Origin of the sequence: Nitratidesulfovibrio sp. D1 (genome assembly GCF_051133415.1) — a bacterium.
Classification (GTDB): domain Bacteria; phylum Desulfobacterota; class Desulfovibrionia; order Desulfovibrionales; family Desulfovibrionaceae; genus Cupidesulfovibrio.
In genome coordinates this window covers 144,731-158,807 of sequence record NZ_JBPGNZ010000005.1, presented here as the reverse complement: position 1 = coordinate 158,807, position 14,077 = coordinate 144,731, and the positions used below count along the sequence as shown (strand labels likewise).

13 protein-coding genes and 1 pseudogene are annotated in these 14,077 nt (G+C 64.2%); 12 read left to right on the top strand and 2 right to left on the bottom strand.

Annotated elements, in window-relative coordinates:
• Genes ACR4XJ_RS11330 through ACR4XJ_RS11315 form a run of 4 tightly spaced genes read left to right on the top strand, consistent with a single transcriptional unit; the run spans position 1 to position 4,748 of the window.
• Entirely contained in the window at positions 1–1,944 is a 1,944-nt protein-coding gene (locus ACR4XJ_RS11330; protein WP_434755319.1) for a DNA double-strand break repair nuclease NurA, read from the top strand.
• A 29-nt stretch (positions 1,945–1,973) separates the two neighbouring features.
• Positions 1,974–3,743 carry an ATP-binding protein gene (locus ACR4XJ_RS11325; protein ID WP_434755318.1) on the top strand — a complete coding sequence of 590 codons (1,770 nt, stop codon included), beginning with the start codon at positions 1,974–1,976 and terminating at the stop codon, positions 3,741–3,743.
• 1 nt (position 3,744) lies between these two features.
• Positions 3,745–4,242 (top strand): very short patch repair endonuclease, encoded by a 498-nt coding sequence (locus ACR4XJ_RS11320; protein WP_434755317.1) that lies wholly within the window; start codon positions 3,745–3,747, stop codon positions 4,240–4,242.
• Positions 4,239–4,748, top strand: a complete 510-nt coding sequence (locus ACR4XJ_RS11315) for a hypothetical protein (protein WP_434755316.1) — start codon at positions 4,239–4,241, stop codon at positions 4,746–4,748. The genes ACR4XJ_RS11320 and ACR4XJ_RS11315 overlap by 4 nt, the downstream gene beginning before the upstream one ends.
• Before the next feature lie 133 nt (positions 4,749–4,881).
• On the opposite strand, the gene tadA is transcribed toward ACR4XJ_RS11315, so the two are convergent.
• Together tadA and ACR4XJ_RS11305 are read right to left on the bottom strand one after the other, a co-directional pair.
• Positions 4,882–5,313 (bottom strand): tRNA adenosine(34) deaminase TadA, encoded by a 432-nt coding sequence (gene tadA, locus ACR4XJ_RS11310; protein ID WP_434755591.1) that lies wholly within the window; start codon positions 5,311–5,313, stop codon positions 4,882–4,884.
• 202 nt (positions 5,314–5,515) lie between these two features.
• Positions 5,516–6,172, bottom strand: a complete 657-nt coding sequence (locus ACR4XJ_RS11305) for a TIGR00730 family Rossman fold protein (RefSeq protein WP_434755315.1) — start codon at positions 6,170–6,172, stop codon at positions 5,516–5,518.
• A gap of 300 nt (positions 6,173–6,472) precedes the next feature.
• On the opposite strand from ACR4XJ_RS11305, the gene ACR4XJ_RS11300 reads away from it, so the two are divergent.
• The 8 genes and pseudogenes from ACR4XJ_RS11300 to ACR4XJ_RS11265 all read left to right on the top strand — a co-directional run bounded on the left by ACR4XJ_RS11300 (position 6,473) and on the right by ACR4XJ_RS11265 (position 13,999).
• The gene (locus ACR4XJ_RS11300) at positions 6,473–8,083 is read left to right on the top strand and encodes an MBL fold metallo-hydrolase RNA specificity domain-containing protein (protein ID WP_434755314.1); all 1,611 of its coding nucleotides are present in this window, start codon (positions 6,473–6,475) and stop codon (positions 8,081–8,083) included.
• Between the two features lie 32 nt (positions 8,084–8,115).
• Positions 8,116–8,688 carry a 16S rRNA (guanine(966)-N(2))-methyltransferase RsmD gene (rsmD, locus tag ACR4XJ_RS11295; RefSeq protein WP_434755313.1) on the top strand — a complete coding sequence of 191 codons (573 nt, stop codon included), beginning with the start codon at positions 8,116–8,118 and terminating at the stop codon, positions 8,686–8,688.
• A pseudogene (gene coaD, locus ACR4XJ_RS11290) lies at positions 8,664–9,194 on the top strand (pantetheine-phosphate adenylyltransferase); the annotation flags it as partial. The gene rsmD and the pseudogene coaD, both read left to right, overlap by 25 nt.
• A 239-nt stretch (positions 9,195–9,433) precedes the next feature.
• A complete protein-coding gene (miaA, locus tag ACR4XJ_RS11285; protein ID WP_434755590.1) occupies positions 9,434–10,384 on the top strand; it encodes a tRNA (adenosine(37)-N6)-dimethylallyltransferase MiaA in 951 nt (316 codons plus the stop codon).
• A 201-nt stretch (positions 10,385–10,585) separates the two neighbouring features.
• Positions 10,586–11,116, top strand: coding sequence for a YeeE/YedE thiosulfate transporter family protein (locus ACR4XJ_RS11280; RefSeq protein ID WP_434755312.1), 531 nt, complete (start codon positions 10,586–10,588; stop codon positions 11,114–11,116).
• Between the two features lie 2 nt (positions 11,117–11,118).
• Positions 11,119–11,643, top strand: coding sequence for a DUF6691 family protein (locus ACR4XJ_RS11275; protein WP_434755311.1), 525 nt, complete (start codon positions 11,119–11,121; stop codon positions 11,641–11,643).
• Positions 11,644–12,059: 416 nt separating this feature from the next.
• Complete coding sequence (locus tag ACR4XJ_RS11270) at positions 12,060–13,298, top strand: transglycosylase SLT domain-containing protein (protein WP_434755310.1); 1,239 nt, start codon at positions 12,060–12,062, stop codon at positions 13,296–13,298.
• A 191-nt stretch (positions 13,299–13,489) separates the two neighbouring features.
• Positions 13,490–13,999 (top strand): OmpH family outer membrane protein, encoded by a 510-nt coding sequence (locus tag ACR4XJ_RS11265; RefSeq protein ID WP_434755309.1) that lies wholly within the window; start codon positions 13,490–13,492, stop codon positions 13,997–13,999.
• Positions 14,000–14,077: the final 78 nt, after the last annotated feature.

Genomic DNA, 14,077 nt, shown 5'->3' with positions numbered 1-14,077 from the left:
GTGACGGCCAAGGAGGCGCAAGAAATCATCGTTGTACGCTCGTTGGCTGAATCCGAGCTTGGCCTGTTCGCAGCGCATCGCGCTTCTGCAACGAGCAAGCAGCGGGCCATCAACATCAATTCCGACATTGCCCGCCGTCTTTTATCGTCGGATCTCTTCGAGAACGGCGGCGCTGACCTGAACTGCATCTGTGTTTACGGTAGCACAGTGGTCCGCGCTCCACGCCGTCTGGGAAAAAGCGGAAAAAACTGGCGGCTGGGTGGCAGGAAGATCGAGGGTGATGCTTTTGCTGAGCTGGACAGCAAGGATTTTATCCTGATCCGGACGTGCGCCAGCAATGACGGCTCGCACCCAGTAAGCATTTTCTTCATTTCTAAGACCAGACACCAAGTCGTTCACGCTGGCGTGGCGGCTATCGTCGAACGGCACCTGGAAGGCAGCATGGCGGCGTTCGATGAGGGCGACAGTCGCTTTTCGGGACTGGCGGAACATTGTCCGCCCATGCGGTGGGAGGCAGCAGCCCCGTCAAAATGGGAACTGGAAAATCAGACGCCGCGCGCCGTCCCGCCGATGCCGACCGATGACACTGATGCACAGCGCCGCCCAAAAACCATCAGGGATAAACTTCGCAGCCCTCATATCCTTGAGCGCATGCTGAAAGTGGCAGGCGACCTTTCAGCACCGGCCCAGCTCCGTTTCATGGAGACGGTCGATCAGCTTGCCTCACAATTGCGTAGCGTTCTTCTCGCAACAGATCGGATTGTGGCCATAGAGCGCAATCATGGCGCGTTCTGGCCATCCATGAGAGGGCAGCGTACCGGCTTCGTGGATGGAGGCCTTGCCAATCTCTCTATGCTCGGTTCTGCACCGATTGCCGCGCGCGTGGGCGCTTATACGGTGGTGCCCGGCATGGAAGGGCCGGAGCGGGAAGACTTTTTTGTCCTCAAACACCTTATCGACGAACTTTACGCGCACGCTGAAGGAGGTGTCTATACGGATACTTTTCCAGATATCGGAGCCCTCCGGGATGCAGTAAGGATCACCATAGAAGCAGCTGGTGCTGTCCGGCTTCTTGCAGAACATCCCGATATCCGGTGGCTGCTGCTGCACGGCGCGCTAGTCAATCCTGTTTCCCGATACACCGATGTGATGCAGGACGGGCGCCCACGCCACCACTTCCCGGATTTCTCCGATTCCGCATTGCGCGAATTTCTCCCGCCGGATGAGCCACAACGCGAAGGCAGAGATCGCAATTTCATCAGTGTGCATCTCCGGCAGCTTGATCTGCTGGCGTCGTCCGATGCCGTGGTATGCGGCGTGATCGAGCGAGAAAGTACGACCACAACAGTCTGCCGAGCAGTGCTCGCCAGCCTTACCGATGATCTGATCCGTGACCTGCTTCCCATTCCTCCGGGTGAATGGAGGCGATGGTTTCGCAATGCGATCGATCCTTCCGGTGACGACGATTTTGAAGGGCAACGGATTACCGATTCTCTGCTTTTTCGCTGCGTGCTTGAGCCGGGAGAGGCATTGCGTCCTGTCGAGGTTGACCGCAATGAGGAACGCCGGGCACCAGATGCCTGGAAAGATAAAATCCTTCAGTATCCGAAACCAGTTGTATCATATATTCAATCAACCGAGTGGAACTCTCCTGTCCGGGTGGAGCTATTCAGGAAAGACCTACCCAAGTTCAATAATATTGCATCCCTTGTCATGCACTGCTCACTTCTTCTGCCACGGTATGCATTTCCCGTTGGGCTAGATATTGTAGACAAGTTTGCGCGCATTCCCGACTGGATGAGTCGTCCGGTCAATACGCATACTGCTGTCCGCGCCATGCGAGTGGCGCTGGATAATGGTGACAGCAGGCTCTTTGATGCACTTCGGAGAATGCTGTGCGGTTCGGGGCGCGACTTTTTGCTCCGGCCGGGAATATTCCGCTAAACTATGCGGGCTGAGGGGGCTTTAGTATCGTGACAGAACAGGATAATGGTTGGCGAAAGATAGGAACGGTTGTCGGAAACGCCGGTACGGTTGAATTTACCTTCATCTTGAAGCATCTCCAGGCAAGAGTCGGCGATATCGTCGCGCTCCGTATGGAAGTGCCGGATCATGGATATACTCAGACGACAAGCGTCTATGTTTGGGCGCGCATCACGGACATCCGGCGCTTCAATCCGTTCTTTCCGTTCGAGGCGGCGCAAGAGATTGCTGGCGAAGGCATCTCACTTGAGGATACGGTTCTTTCTGATACGCGCGACCAGCTTGAGGCGGTGGGGTTGATCCTCGGAACGACCCCGGAAGACCAGTTTTCCAGTCTGTCGCCGCTCACCTATCCCGTAAAGCCTGCATCCTCTGTGTGGCATCCCCCGGCGGAAATCGTTCGCCAGCTTCTTGTCGGTGGCAGGGAGGAGGAGCGTAGAGCCTTAATCGGCTCGCTGATTGCGCGGAGTGATGTTGAAGTGACGCTGTCCGCACCTCGTCTGGTGGCACGGCATCTCGCAATCCTTGCCATGACCGGCGGAGGCAAGACCGTCGCATCCCGCCGCATCATCCGCGAACTCATCGCGCTCTGCTATCCGCTTCTTATCCTTGACCCTCACGGTGACTATGTGGGGCTAGCTAAATGTAAGGATATGCTTCAGCAGGAAGCGCCAGGTTGCAGGATCAGACTCTTCTATCCCGAATTGCTGATGCAGAAGGCGGGCGAGGCCCTGATTGAGAAGGTTATCGCTCAGATGACGAATGGCTTGTCAGAGCCCCAGTCGGACTATCTGCGCACGGTATTCAATAGCCTGCCCGCCAACGAAGGCGAATCTGCGATTGACTACATCGAAAGACTGATCGCCAAGGCAGAGAGGGATGCAGCTGGCGCGGCTAATCAGCGGCAGGTTCCGACGATATACGCCGTCAGGCGATCGCTCCGCATCGTTAGAGATCGGCTTTCAGGTATGCGGAACACCAGTAGCATGATGCGCAAAAGCAGCAAGCTGAAAGAGTTACCGTTTGAGCCTCTGCCAAATCCATTTAGTCAGCCGGAGGAAGTGATCCAGCCAGGGCAGGTCTCAATTCTGTATCTGGGCGGCTATGACCATATCACGCAATGTTCCATAGCCGCGATCACGCTGGAAACGTTGTTTGAATTCCGCGCAAATCTAACGAATCGTATTGCGCCGTTCATGACAGTTGTGGAGGAAGCGCACACATTCATTCCCTCTGCCCGTGAAGGAACGCAGGATGCCGTGTCGCTGCCTGTGATCCGGCGAATCATAACGGAGGGACGGAAGTTTGGTACTGGCCTGATGCTGATTTCTCAACGCCCCAGCCGCCTGGATGAGACGATTGTCTCGCAGTGCAACTCGTTCCTGATTCTCCGACTCGTTAACCCGCGCGACCAGAACTTTGTTCGCTCAATTATGGAAAACCTGACAGAATCCGATGCGCACATGATACCGGGCTTTGGACCTGGCCAAGGCATTGTCAGCGGTCAAGTCGTCAGGTTCCCGCTTCCGGTTCGCATCAGGATGGACAGCGATCTTCTCGCTTCGGAGATCGGCGATGAGGATTTTTTCGATCAGGCTGAAGCCTGGAGGCCTGATGCCAGTGCGTCCACCCGCCAGAAAGTGGCTGCCTCTATGGCCACGATAAACAGGAACCGGCGTAAGCCTGCGGAAAAAGCCAGCCCGGCAGAAAATACAAGCGCACCGCGCAAGCGCGGGCGTCCAACCAAATCGGCGAAGTGAAATGGCGGATGTTCTGACCCCGGAGCAGCGTCGCCTGAACATGAGCCGCATACACGGTCGTGATACCCGACCGGAATTGCTGATCCGGCGCGGCCTTCATAAAATGGGTTTCCGATTCCGCTTGCACCGGCGCGATCTTCCCGGCAGCCCCGACGTCGTGTTTACAGGATATAGGACGTGCCTTTTTGTGCACGGTTGTTTCTGGCACGGACATGACTGCGTCCTGTTCAAGCTTCCCGCGACGCGCACAGAATTCTGGCAGAAGAAGATCGAGAATAACCGGATGCGTGATGCGGCGGCGATTACGGCACTACTTCACGAAGGCTGGCGGGTAGTTGTCATCTGGGAATGTGCCCTCAAAGGGCCGGGGCGTATCCCTCTGGAAATGCTTCTGAGCCGGTGCAGTGGCTTTCTGAAATCCCCTTTCAGTTCGAGTGAAACTCTCTGTCACATTTCCGGGGCGACTCCCGCGGCGGGCGTGCCGGAGAATATGGCATGAGCACGTTATCGGTCTTCGCCCCGCCGCCAACCAGCAGTTTGCCGGAGCTTTCCGACGCTGATCTTGTTCGGCTGCGCGCGGCGGTCGATGTCGAGATGCGACGACGGAAAATTGCTTTTACAATCGGCCAGATGGGCGAGCAACTCGCAATCGCTTACTTCAACGCGACGCCGGGCTGCCCTAACTTGATTCTTGCTCCTCCAGGCACAGCCAATGTGGATGCGCTGTCCAGGCGGGGTGAACGCTATTCGATCAAGACCGTCTGCAATGCAAAAAAAACGGGGACAATTTATCCCGATCCTGTCGACCGAGACAAACAGCTTTTTGAATATATCCTGCTTGTCAGAATGACCAGCGAATGGGCATTGAATGCCATCTATGAGTTTGATTGGAAGGCGTTTGTTGAATGCCGGAAATGGGACAAGCGCATGACCGCTTGGTATATCGGGATTTCCAGAAAGACGTTGGCTCGTGCCAGGGAATATACAGTTGTTCCCCGCACCTGAATCGAGATGGGCTTGTCGCTTCATTGTTGGAAAAAATGCGCCTTCAGATCCCTTGCTCTATTCTGCTGGCCCTTGCTTGATGCTACAGTCTTGGTAGGTTGGTGGATAGCAGGTGCCAGGCTCCCCGCTGCCGTTACCTTCGCTCCCGGAAAAACTCCTGCAACAGCGCGCCGCACTCCGCCGCCCGCACGTGCCCCATGTGCCACACCCGGTGGTTATGGAAGGGCTGGTCCAGCGCGTCGAGGCAGGAGGTAACGGCCCCGGCCTTCAGGTCGGGCGCGCCGTACACCACGCCCGCCACGCGGGCGTGCACCATGGCCCCGGCGCACATCAGGCAGGGTTCCAGCGTCACCACCAGCACCGCGCCATCCAGCCGGTAGTTGCCGGTGTTGCGGCATGCCTCGCGCAGGGCCGCCATTTCGGCGTGGGCGGACGGGTCGTGCGTGGCCACGGGGCTGTTGTGCCCCGCGCCGATGATGCGCCCCGCCCGGTCCGCCACCACCGCGCCCACGGGCACCTCGCCAAGGTCCGCGGCCTTGCGGGCCTGTGCAAGGGCGGCGTCCATCAGCGCGTCCCACGTCCAGCCGGGCGGGGCGGGGGGCACGGGGCCGGCCGGTCCGCGCAGGGCGTAGGGCGGCAGGATGAAGGCGTCGTCGGTCACGATACTGCTCCGAAAACGGTCCGGCCCGGTTGCCATCAGGTGGCCGGGCCGGTGCTCCGTTGCATCCCCGGCGCGGCGGGAGCCCGCAAGCCCCCGCCAGCCGCCCCTAGATGATCACGTGCTTCTTGATATACGCCACCACCTGCTCGGGGGTGTCCAGCACGGTGACGAGGTCCATTTCCTCTTCGCGGATGAAGTCGTACGAGACCATCTTGTCGCGAATCCAGTCCAGCAGGCCGTTCCAGTAGTCGCTCTTGTACAGCACGATGGGGAACGGCTTGATGCGGTGGGTCTGCGTCAGCACGAAGGCTTCGGTCAGTTCGTCCAGCGTGCCCACTCCGCCGGGCATGACCACGTAGGCCATGGCGTACTTGATGAACATCAGCTTGCGCACGAAGAAGTAGCGGAAGTCGCAGCGCGTCTTCACGTACTGGTTGGCGCCCTGTTCCATGGGCAGATGGATGTGCAGGCCCACGGACGTGCCGCCCGCTTCATGGGCGCCCTTGTTACCCGCTTCCATCAGGCCGGGGCCGCCGCCGGTGATCACGCCGTACCCGGCCTCCACCAGTTTGCGGGCAATGGTCTCGGTTTCCATGTACAGGGGGCTGTCCGGCTTCACCCGCGCGGACCCGAAGATGGACACGCAGCGGTCCAGGTCGCTCAGCGTCTCGAATCCGTCCACCAGTTCGGCCATTATCTTGAAGAGCCGCCACGACTCCTTTATGGACAGGCTGTCAATCACGTACTGCTTGGAAGAACCCATTGCACACTCCTTGAGTTTTGCGCACTATACGGATTCCGCGCAGCCTGCGCAACGCTCGGGAATCGTTCGCGGGTTGGCGTGCCGGGGAATCATCCCCCGGCCGAGAGAACCCCCGGCCAGCGAATTCCGTGCCTTCGCGCCGTTGCGCGGCACGTGCGCCCATGCGTGCCCCGCATGACCGGTACCCCCGCATGCCCGGCACATCCGAACGCACCCCTAACGTATCCAACGGCGCTTCCGGCATCTCCGCATCGTACGCCATCCGCGCCCTTCACCACTCACCGGAACCAGAGGAACGGCATGAACATACAGTTTCTGGGAGCCGCGCAGACCGTCACCGGCTCGTGCTACATGCTGGAAGCCAACGGCGCCCGCTTCGCCATCGACTGCGGCATGCACCAGGGCAACTCCGAAATCGAAAAGCGCAACGTCGATACGGAGATCTACCGCCCCGGCGACATCGCCTTCTTTCTCGTCACCCACGCCCACATCGACCACACCGGCCTTCTGCCGCGCATGACGCGCGAAGGCTTCAAGGGCGACATCTACTGCACCCCGCCCACGCGCGACCTGATGGACATCATGTTGCAGGATTCCGCGCACATCCAGGAAATGGAAGCGGAGTGGGAAACCCGCAAGCAAAGCCGCTTCGGCAGGCGCAAGCCGGTGGACCCCCTGTACACCATGGCCGACGCCCAGAACGCCGTGCGCAGGCTGCGCCCCGTGGAATACAACGCCCCGTTCGAGCCCGCGCCGGGCATCCGCGTCACCTACAAGGACGCCGGGCACATCCTGGGTTCCGCGTTCCTCGAAATCGAGGTGACGGAAAACGGCACCCCCACGCGGCTGGTGTTCTCCGGCGACCTTGGGCGGCCCAACCAGCTCATCGTCAACGACCCGGACCACCCCGCCCGGCCGGACTACCTGTTCATGGAGTCCACCTACGGCGACCGCGACCACAAGAACTCCGAGAACAGCCGCGCCGAACTGGCGGAAGCCATCGCCTACAGCCACGGCCTTGGCGAAAAGGTGATCATTCCCGCCTTTGCGGTGGAGCGCACCCAGCAGGTGCTGTACACCCTGCACATGCTGTGGCAGGACGGCAAACTGCCCGCCGACATGCCGGTGTACATCGACAGCCCGCTGGCCATCCGCGCCACGGAAATCTTCCGCAAGCACCCCCGCTTCTACGACGACGACCTGAAGGCCGCCTACGCGCGCGGCGAAGATCCGCTGAGCCTGCCCAACCTGCGCTACACCCTGAGCAGCCAGGAATCGCAGGCGCTCAACGGCATGAAGGGTTCGGCGGTGATCATTTCCGCCAGCGGCATGTGCAACGCCGGGCGCATCAAGCACCACCTGCGCCACAACCTGTGGCGGCAGGGGGCGTCCATCGTGTTCGTGGGCTACCAGGGCGTGGGCACGCCGGGCCGCAAGATCGTGGACGGCGCCCAGACCATCCGCCTGTTCAACGAAGACGTGGCGGTGAACGCCAGGGTGTTCACCATCGGCGGGTTTTCGGCCCACGCCGGGCAAAGCCACCTGCTCGACTGGGTGGGGGCCTTCCAGCACAAGGACATGGAAGTGTTTCTGGTGCACGGCGAAGAAAAGGCCCAGACCACCCTTTCGGAAAAGCTGCACGAGCGCTACGGTCTTACCGTGCACGTGCCCACCTACATGGAAGAGGTGACGCTGAAGCCGGGCCGCACCATGCTTACCGCGCCCGACGAAAGCCGCGCCCACCCGCGCGTGGACTGGGAATTCCTGCTGGGCGACACCGAGGCCAAGGTGGCCATGCTGCGCCAGCGTCTGGCCGGGGTGGAAAAGCGCCCGTGGGTGGAGCAGGTGGACATCCGCGACCGGATGGCCGACCTGAACAGGGAAATCCTGAGTCTGCTTTCGCAGGTCTAGCTGGCTGAACGTTTATCTGGTTCAGGAGATACATGCGCATCATCGCAGGTGAATACGGCGGCCGCGTGCTGAAGACGGCCGAAGGACCGGGCTACCGGCCCGCCATGGGCAAGGTGCGCGAGTCGCTCTTTTCCATGCTGGAATCGCGCGGGGTGGTCTGGCCCGGCCTGCGCGTGCTGGACCTGTACGCGGGCAGCGGCAGCCTGGCCTTCGAGGCGCTGAGCCGGGGCGCGGCCGAGGCGTGGTTCGTCGAGGCCGCCCCCAAGGCGGCGGAACTCATCCGCAGGAACGCGCAAACGCTGGGCATCGCCCCGGAGCGCTGGCAGGTGGTGCAGGAAGACTGCAACAAGCTGCTGGCGCGCCGGGCGCGCACCACCTTCGACGTGGTGTTCATAGACCCGCCCTACGGCGAGGGGCAGTTGTCGCCCACGCTGCGCAACGCGGTGCGCAACGGCTGGCTGGCCGACGGGGCCATCGTGGCCGTGGAAGTGGAAGCGCGCCTGCCGCTGGACCCGGAACGGGAAAACGCGGCGCTCGTGCCCATCGTGGACCGGACCTACGGACAGACGAGGATCGTGCTATGGACGACGCGCGAGAACGGGTAGGGCGTCTTGCCATCTACCCCGGCACCTTCGACCCGCTGACCAACGGGCACGTCAGCCTCATCCGCCGGGGCTGCCAGATCTTCGACAACGTGGTGGTGGCCGTGGCCGCCGACACGCCGAAGACGCCGCTGTTCTCGCTGGACGAGCGGGTGCGCATGGCGGAAGAGGTGTTCGCCGGGCATCCCGCCATCACCGTGGAGCCGTTCACCGGCCTGCTGGTGGACTACGTGGAGCGGCGCGGGGCCAACGTGATCCTGCGCGGGCTGCGCGCGGTGTCCGACTTCGAGTACGAATTCCAGCTGGCCCTGATGAACCGCAAGCTCAAGCGGCACATCCAGACCGTGTTTCTGATGACGGACTACCAGTGGCTGTACATCAGCTCCACCATCATCAAGGCGGCGGCCAGCCTGGGCGGCGACATCAAGGGCCTGGTGCCGGAAAACATCTACCGCAAGCTGCGCGAGAAGTACGGCTACCCCTATCCGCTGGGCGACGACATCGACCTTGGAATAGGGGGAATAGGGGGAATAGGGGGAACCGGTGCGGCGGGTTCCGCCTTCGGGGCGGGCCTGGGCAACGGAGGCTTCCTGCCGCGCGGGGGCAATAGCGCCGAAGGCAACGGCTGCCTTGGCCCCGACGACGAGGGCTACGGCGGGGGGACGCCGCCCATGGCCCCCACGTTTTGAAGACTGTGGCCGTGACCGGTTCTTCTGTTTCGCATACGCCGCGTGACGCCGACGCCCCCATCCGCGTGATCTGCCTGGTCGGCCCCACGGGGGCGGGCAAGACGGCGGCGGCGCTGCATCTGGCGCGCACCTTCGGGGGCGGGGTGGTCAACGCCGATTCGCGGCAGGTCTACCGCGACTTCCCCGTCATCACCGCACAGCCCTCGCCGGAGGAACGCGCGGTGTGCCCCCACCTGCTGTACGGCTTTCTGCCCAGCACGGAAAAGATCAGCGCGGGCGTGTGGACCGACAAGGCCACGGCGGCCATCGAGACCCTGCGCCGGGACGACCTGCGCCGGGACGAATCGCGCCGTGACGGGCTGCTGCCGCTGCTGGTGGGCGGCACCGGGCTGTACCTGAAGACCCTGCTGGACGGCATAGCCGACATCCCCCGCGTGGACCCGGCCATCGGCGCGCGGCTGGAGCGCCAATGCGACGACCTGGGCGCGCCCGCGCTGCATGCCCGGCTGGCGGCCATCGACCCGGAGTACGCCGCGCGCATCCACCCCAATGACCGGCAGCGCACCGTGCGCGCGCTGGAGGTGCACGAAGGCACCGGGCGCACCCTGTCGTGGTGGCACGCCCGGCCCGTGCCGCCGCCGCGCTTCGCGGCGCTGCGCCTGGGCATGGACATGAGCCTGGACGAGTTGACGCCCCGGCTGGACCGGCGCATCGGCCTCATGCTGGAGGCGGGCGCGCTGGACGAGGCGCGCGCGGCCCGCGCCCTGTGCGACGACCCGGCCGCGCCGGGCTGGTCGGGCATCGGCTGCGCCGAACTGTACCGCCACCTTACCGGCGAACTGACCCTGGCCGAGGCCCGGCTGCTGTGGCTGCGCAACACCCGCGCCTACGCCAAGCGGCAACTGACGTGGTTCCGGGCCGACAGGCGCATCCGCTGGGTCAGGCCCGACGACCTCGACGCCATGGCCACGCTGGCCGCCGCCTTCCTGCGCGGCGAGGGCGCGGAGTAGGGCGGGCCGCCACGGCGCGCGCTGTCCGCCTCCGGTATCCTTCCACCCCGCCGCCAGCTTGCCCGTTCCCCTCTCCCTCCGCTCTTCAGGCCCGCCGCCGGTCCCGCCTGCCGGGGCGTCACGTGCCGCGCGAAATGCGTCACGTCAGTTGTCACATACTCACCTGTGATGTACCATGCGCCAAACCTCAGGGAGGCGTTCATGAATGCACAGGGTACCGTGAATCCGGGCCGCAGGCCGTGGAGCCCCTACGTGGGCGGCGCGCTGAGCGGCCTTCTGGTGGTGGCGTCGGTGTGGGTGACGGGCAAGTTCTTCGGCGCGTCCACCACCTTTGTCCGTTCGGCGGGCTTCGTGGAGCGGGTGTTTTCGCCCGAGCGCGTGGCCGTGCTGGAGTATTTCGTCAAGGAAGCGCCCAAGGTGGACTGGCAGTGGATGTTCGTGGCCGGGATATTCGTGGGGGCGCTGCTGGCGTCGCTGGCCTCGGGCACCTTCCGCTGGCAGGGGGTGCCGCCGGGCTGGGCGGAACGGTTCGGCCCGTCCAGGCTGCGGCGCGGCGTGGCGGCCTTCTGCGGCGGCGTGCTGGCCATGTTCGGCGCGCGCCTTGCCGACGGCTGCCCCAGCGGACACGGGCTGAGCGGTTCGCTTCAGCTTTCGGTGAGCGGCTTCGTGGCTCTGGCCTGCTTCTTCGCGGGCGGGCTGGTGATGGCGCGCATCCTGTACCGGGGGAGATAGCCATGGACCTTACGTACGGACTGGTCACGGGCATCCTGTTCGGGATATTCCTGCAACGCTCCGAAGTGCTGCGCCATGACCGGCAGTTGGGCGCGCTGCGCCTGCGCGACATGACCATCGTCAAGTTCATGCTCTCCACCGTGGTGGTGGCCATGGTGGGCGTGTACCTGCTGGTGGACCTGGAACTGGCGAAGCTGTCGGTGAAGCCGTTGGTGCTTGGCGGCAACGTTGTCGGCGGGCTGGCCTTCGGGCTGGGCTGGGGTCTGCTGGGCTACTGCCCCGGCACCTCGCTGGGGGCGCTGGGCGAAGGCCGCTGGGACGCCCTGTGGGGCATCCTGGGCAGCCTGTGCGGCGCGGCCCTGTACGCCGAAGCCTACCCGGCCATGAAGACCACCCTGCTGACCTGGGGCGATTTCGGCAAGATCACCCTGCCGCAGGTGCTGGGGGTGAACCACTGGGTGGTCATCGTGCCGTTGGCGGCGGGCGCGGTGCTGCTGTTCCGGTGGTTCGAGCGCAAAGGATTGTAGATACAGGACAAGGATAGGCTTCCGGGCCGCCGCTCCCGTATCGGAGTGGCGGCCCGTTGCGTTTGGGGGGGGCAGTCCGGCTGTCCGGCGTCGTGGGGTGAAACGGAGCAGCCGCCCGGAACATGGCCGTAGTGCTTGCCCGCCGGGCCATCACCCCCTATGCTGGGCGAAACGCGGCGTCGGGTTTCCGACTGCGGCGCATGCCCGGCCCGGTTTCGGCGGAAGGCCGACCCGGCCGGGCTTTGGCGGGCGCGAATCGCACGGCCCTTGGCGCGGAATTTGCTTTTTGCCGGGGCATGGCGCAGTCACGGAACACGGATCACAGGGCGGCATGCAGGGATGCGGGCGCGCCGGGCAGCCCGGTCGCGTTGGGCAGGCCGGGTACGCCGAATGCCGTCGGCAACGGAGGATGGTGGGTGAAGCGGAAACGCACGGCATACGGCGGCCTGTTGGCTGCGGCGGCGCTGGCGGTGGGCGTGCTCGGCCTGGTGGCCGGGTTCGTGCCCGACGCGGGCAGCCCGTTCGTGCGCGCTCCGCTGAGCGACAGGGTGCTACGCGCCAGGCCCGCCATCGAACGTCCCGTGGCCGAGGGTGAGCAGTGGCGCATGCGCGCCGCCGTGGCCCGGCCCGGCGATGCCCCCGCCGTGATCAACCCGGCCAATCCGGCAGATCCTGCCAGTCCGGCAGATCTTGCAAATCAGGCTGACGGGGCCGCCATGGCCGTGCTGGCCGATGGCGTGCTGGAAGAATTCTCCCCCCTCCACCCGGTGTCCCCGATCAGCTTTGTCGGGGGCGGCGTGGCCGTGTCCACCGTGGACGGGCACCGCACCGTGGACGCCATGGCCGATGCGTCGCCCATGATCCTGCCGGGGCTGGACCCCTTGCGCGTCGATGGCGGCCGTCCGGGAGACCCCATGCAGCCCACCCTGGTTGCCGAGCCCGCCTTCTACGGCGAGGCGCTGGACCAGGCCGGGCGTCCGTTGCGCTGGACGCGCGGCGAAACGTCCCGGCTGCTGGCCAGGGAATGCGCCGCCACCCGGCGTTCCGCCGTGGCCGGGGTGCGCCGGCCGGCCTACGGAGGCGCCTCGCGCGAGATGCTGGCGGCCGCCACGCCCGAACAGATGCTGCTGCGCGCCCGCCAGTACCGCGACATGGTGGACCGCTACGCCCGGCGCTACAACCTTTCCCCGCGCCTGGTGCTGGCCATCATGCACGCCGAGAGCGGGTTCAACCCCAACGCGGTCAGCCCGGCGCAGGCCCTGGGGCTGATGCAGATCGTGCCGGAAACCGCCGGGGGCGAGGTGCACGCCTACCTGCACGGCACGCCCGGCCAGCCGCCGCGCGACGCCCTGTTCGACCCCGGCACCAACATCCGGTACGGCACGGTGTACCTGCACCTGCTGTCCAACCGGCACTTTCCCGACATCGCCAACCCGGCCACCCGCGAACTGTGCGTCATCGCCGCCTACAACGGCGGCCCCAACGCCCTGCTGCGCGTGTTCGACGCCGACCGCGACAAGGCCGTGGCCCAGATCAACGCCATGACCACCCAGCAGGTGTACGACAAGCTGGTGCGCCACATGCCGGCCGACGAATCGCGCAAGTACGTGGACAAGGTGCTTGCCTCGCTGGAGAACTTTTCGTCCGTCCACTAACGGCTGTTCCCGGATCGTCCTTCAGGGGGCCGCACGGTCCGGACCCGCCTCGTGGCGTTGTGTTGCGAACCGAAAGGGCGTAATGGGGGATGGTCGCGCCGACCGGCGCGCCGCCATGCCCGGCGGGCACGGCATTACCGTCCGTGGTCGCCCCCGCGCGGGGCCAACCGTTCCGAACACAGGAGTCGTTCATGAAAAGATATGCCCTCGTACTGCTGGCCCTTGCCGCCATTGTGGCGCTTGCCGGGTGCAACCAGCCCAAGTCCGGCGGCATCGCCGTGGTGAACACCGCCCGCGTCTACCAGGAAAGCGAGGCGGGCAAGGCCGGGGTGAAGCACCTCGAAACGCTGCACGAGGAAATGCAGAACCAGCTCAACCAGATGCAGGAATCGTTGCAGCAGGACCAGAGCGACGACAACAAGCGCAAGTTCCAGGAAGCCTTCGCCGACTACCAGAAGCGCATGGGCGCCGAACAGCAGCAGGTCATCTCCGTCCTGAACGAAAATCTGCAGAAGGTGCTGGACACCTACCGCGAAAAGAACGGCCTCGACGTCATCGTGGGCAACGACAACGTGCTCTCCGCCGGTCCCAGCGCCGACGTCACCGGCAACATCGTGGCCGAACTCAACAAGCTGAACATCACCTTCAAGCGCATGGAAGCGGAAGCCCCGGCCGCGCCGGCGGAAGCCCCCAAGCAGTAGCGCCCGGCGCGTGCCCGCGCTGCGCATGGCCGACAGATGGCAATGACAAGGACGCCCCGGCAGGCCGGGGCGTCCTTT

Bases quoted from the DNA above. Each gene is read 5' to 3' on its own strand.
- ACR4XJ_RS11320 (WP_434755317.1), top strand. From the start codon at position 3,745: ATGGCGGATGTTCTGACCCCGGAGCAGCGTCGCCTGAACATGAGCCGC.
- ACR4XJ_RS11315 (WP_434755316.1), top strand. From the start codon at position 4,239: ATGAGCACGTTATCGGTCTTCGCCCCGCCGCCAACCAGCAGTTTGCCG.
- tadA (WP_434755591.1), bottom strand. From the start codon at position 5,313: ATGGACGCCGCCCTTGCACAGGCCCGCAAGGCCGCGGACCTTGGCGAG.
- ACR4XJ_RS11305 (WP_434755315.1), bottom strand. From the start codon at position 6,172: ATGGGTTCTTCCAAGCAGTACGTGATTGACAGCCTGTCCATAAAGGAG.
- ACR4XJ_RS11300 (WP_434755314.1), top strand. From the start codon at position 6,473: ATGAACATACAGTTTCTGGGAGCCGCGCAGACCGTCACCGGCTCGTGC.
- rsmD (WP_434755313.1), top strand. From the start codon at position 8,116: ATGCGCATCATCGCAGGTGAATACGGCGGCCGCGTGCTGAAGACGGCC.
- ACR4XJ_RS11280 (WP_434755312.1), top strand. From the start codon at position 10,586: ATGAATGCACAGGGTACCGTGAATCCGGGCCGCAGGCCGTGGAGCCCC.
- ACR4XJ_RS11275 (WP_434755311.1), top strand. From the start codon at position 11,119: ATGGACCTTACGTACGGACTGGTCACGGGCATCCTGTTCGGGATATTC.
- ACR4XJ_RS11265 (WP_434755309.1), top strand. From the start codon at position 13,490: ATGAAAAGATATGCCCTCGTACTGCTGGCCCTTGCCGCCATTGTGGCG.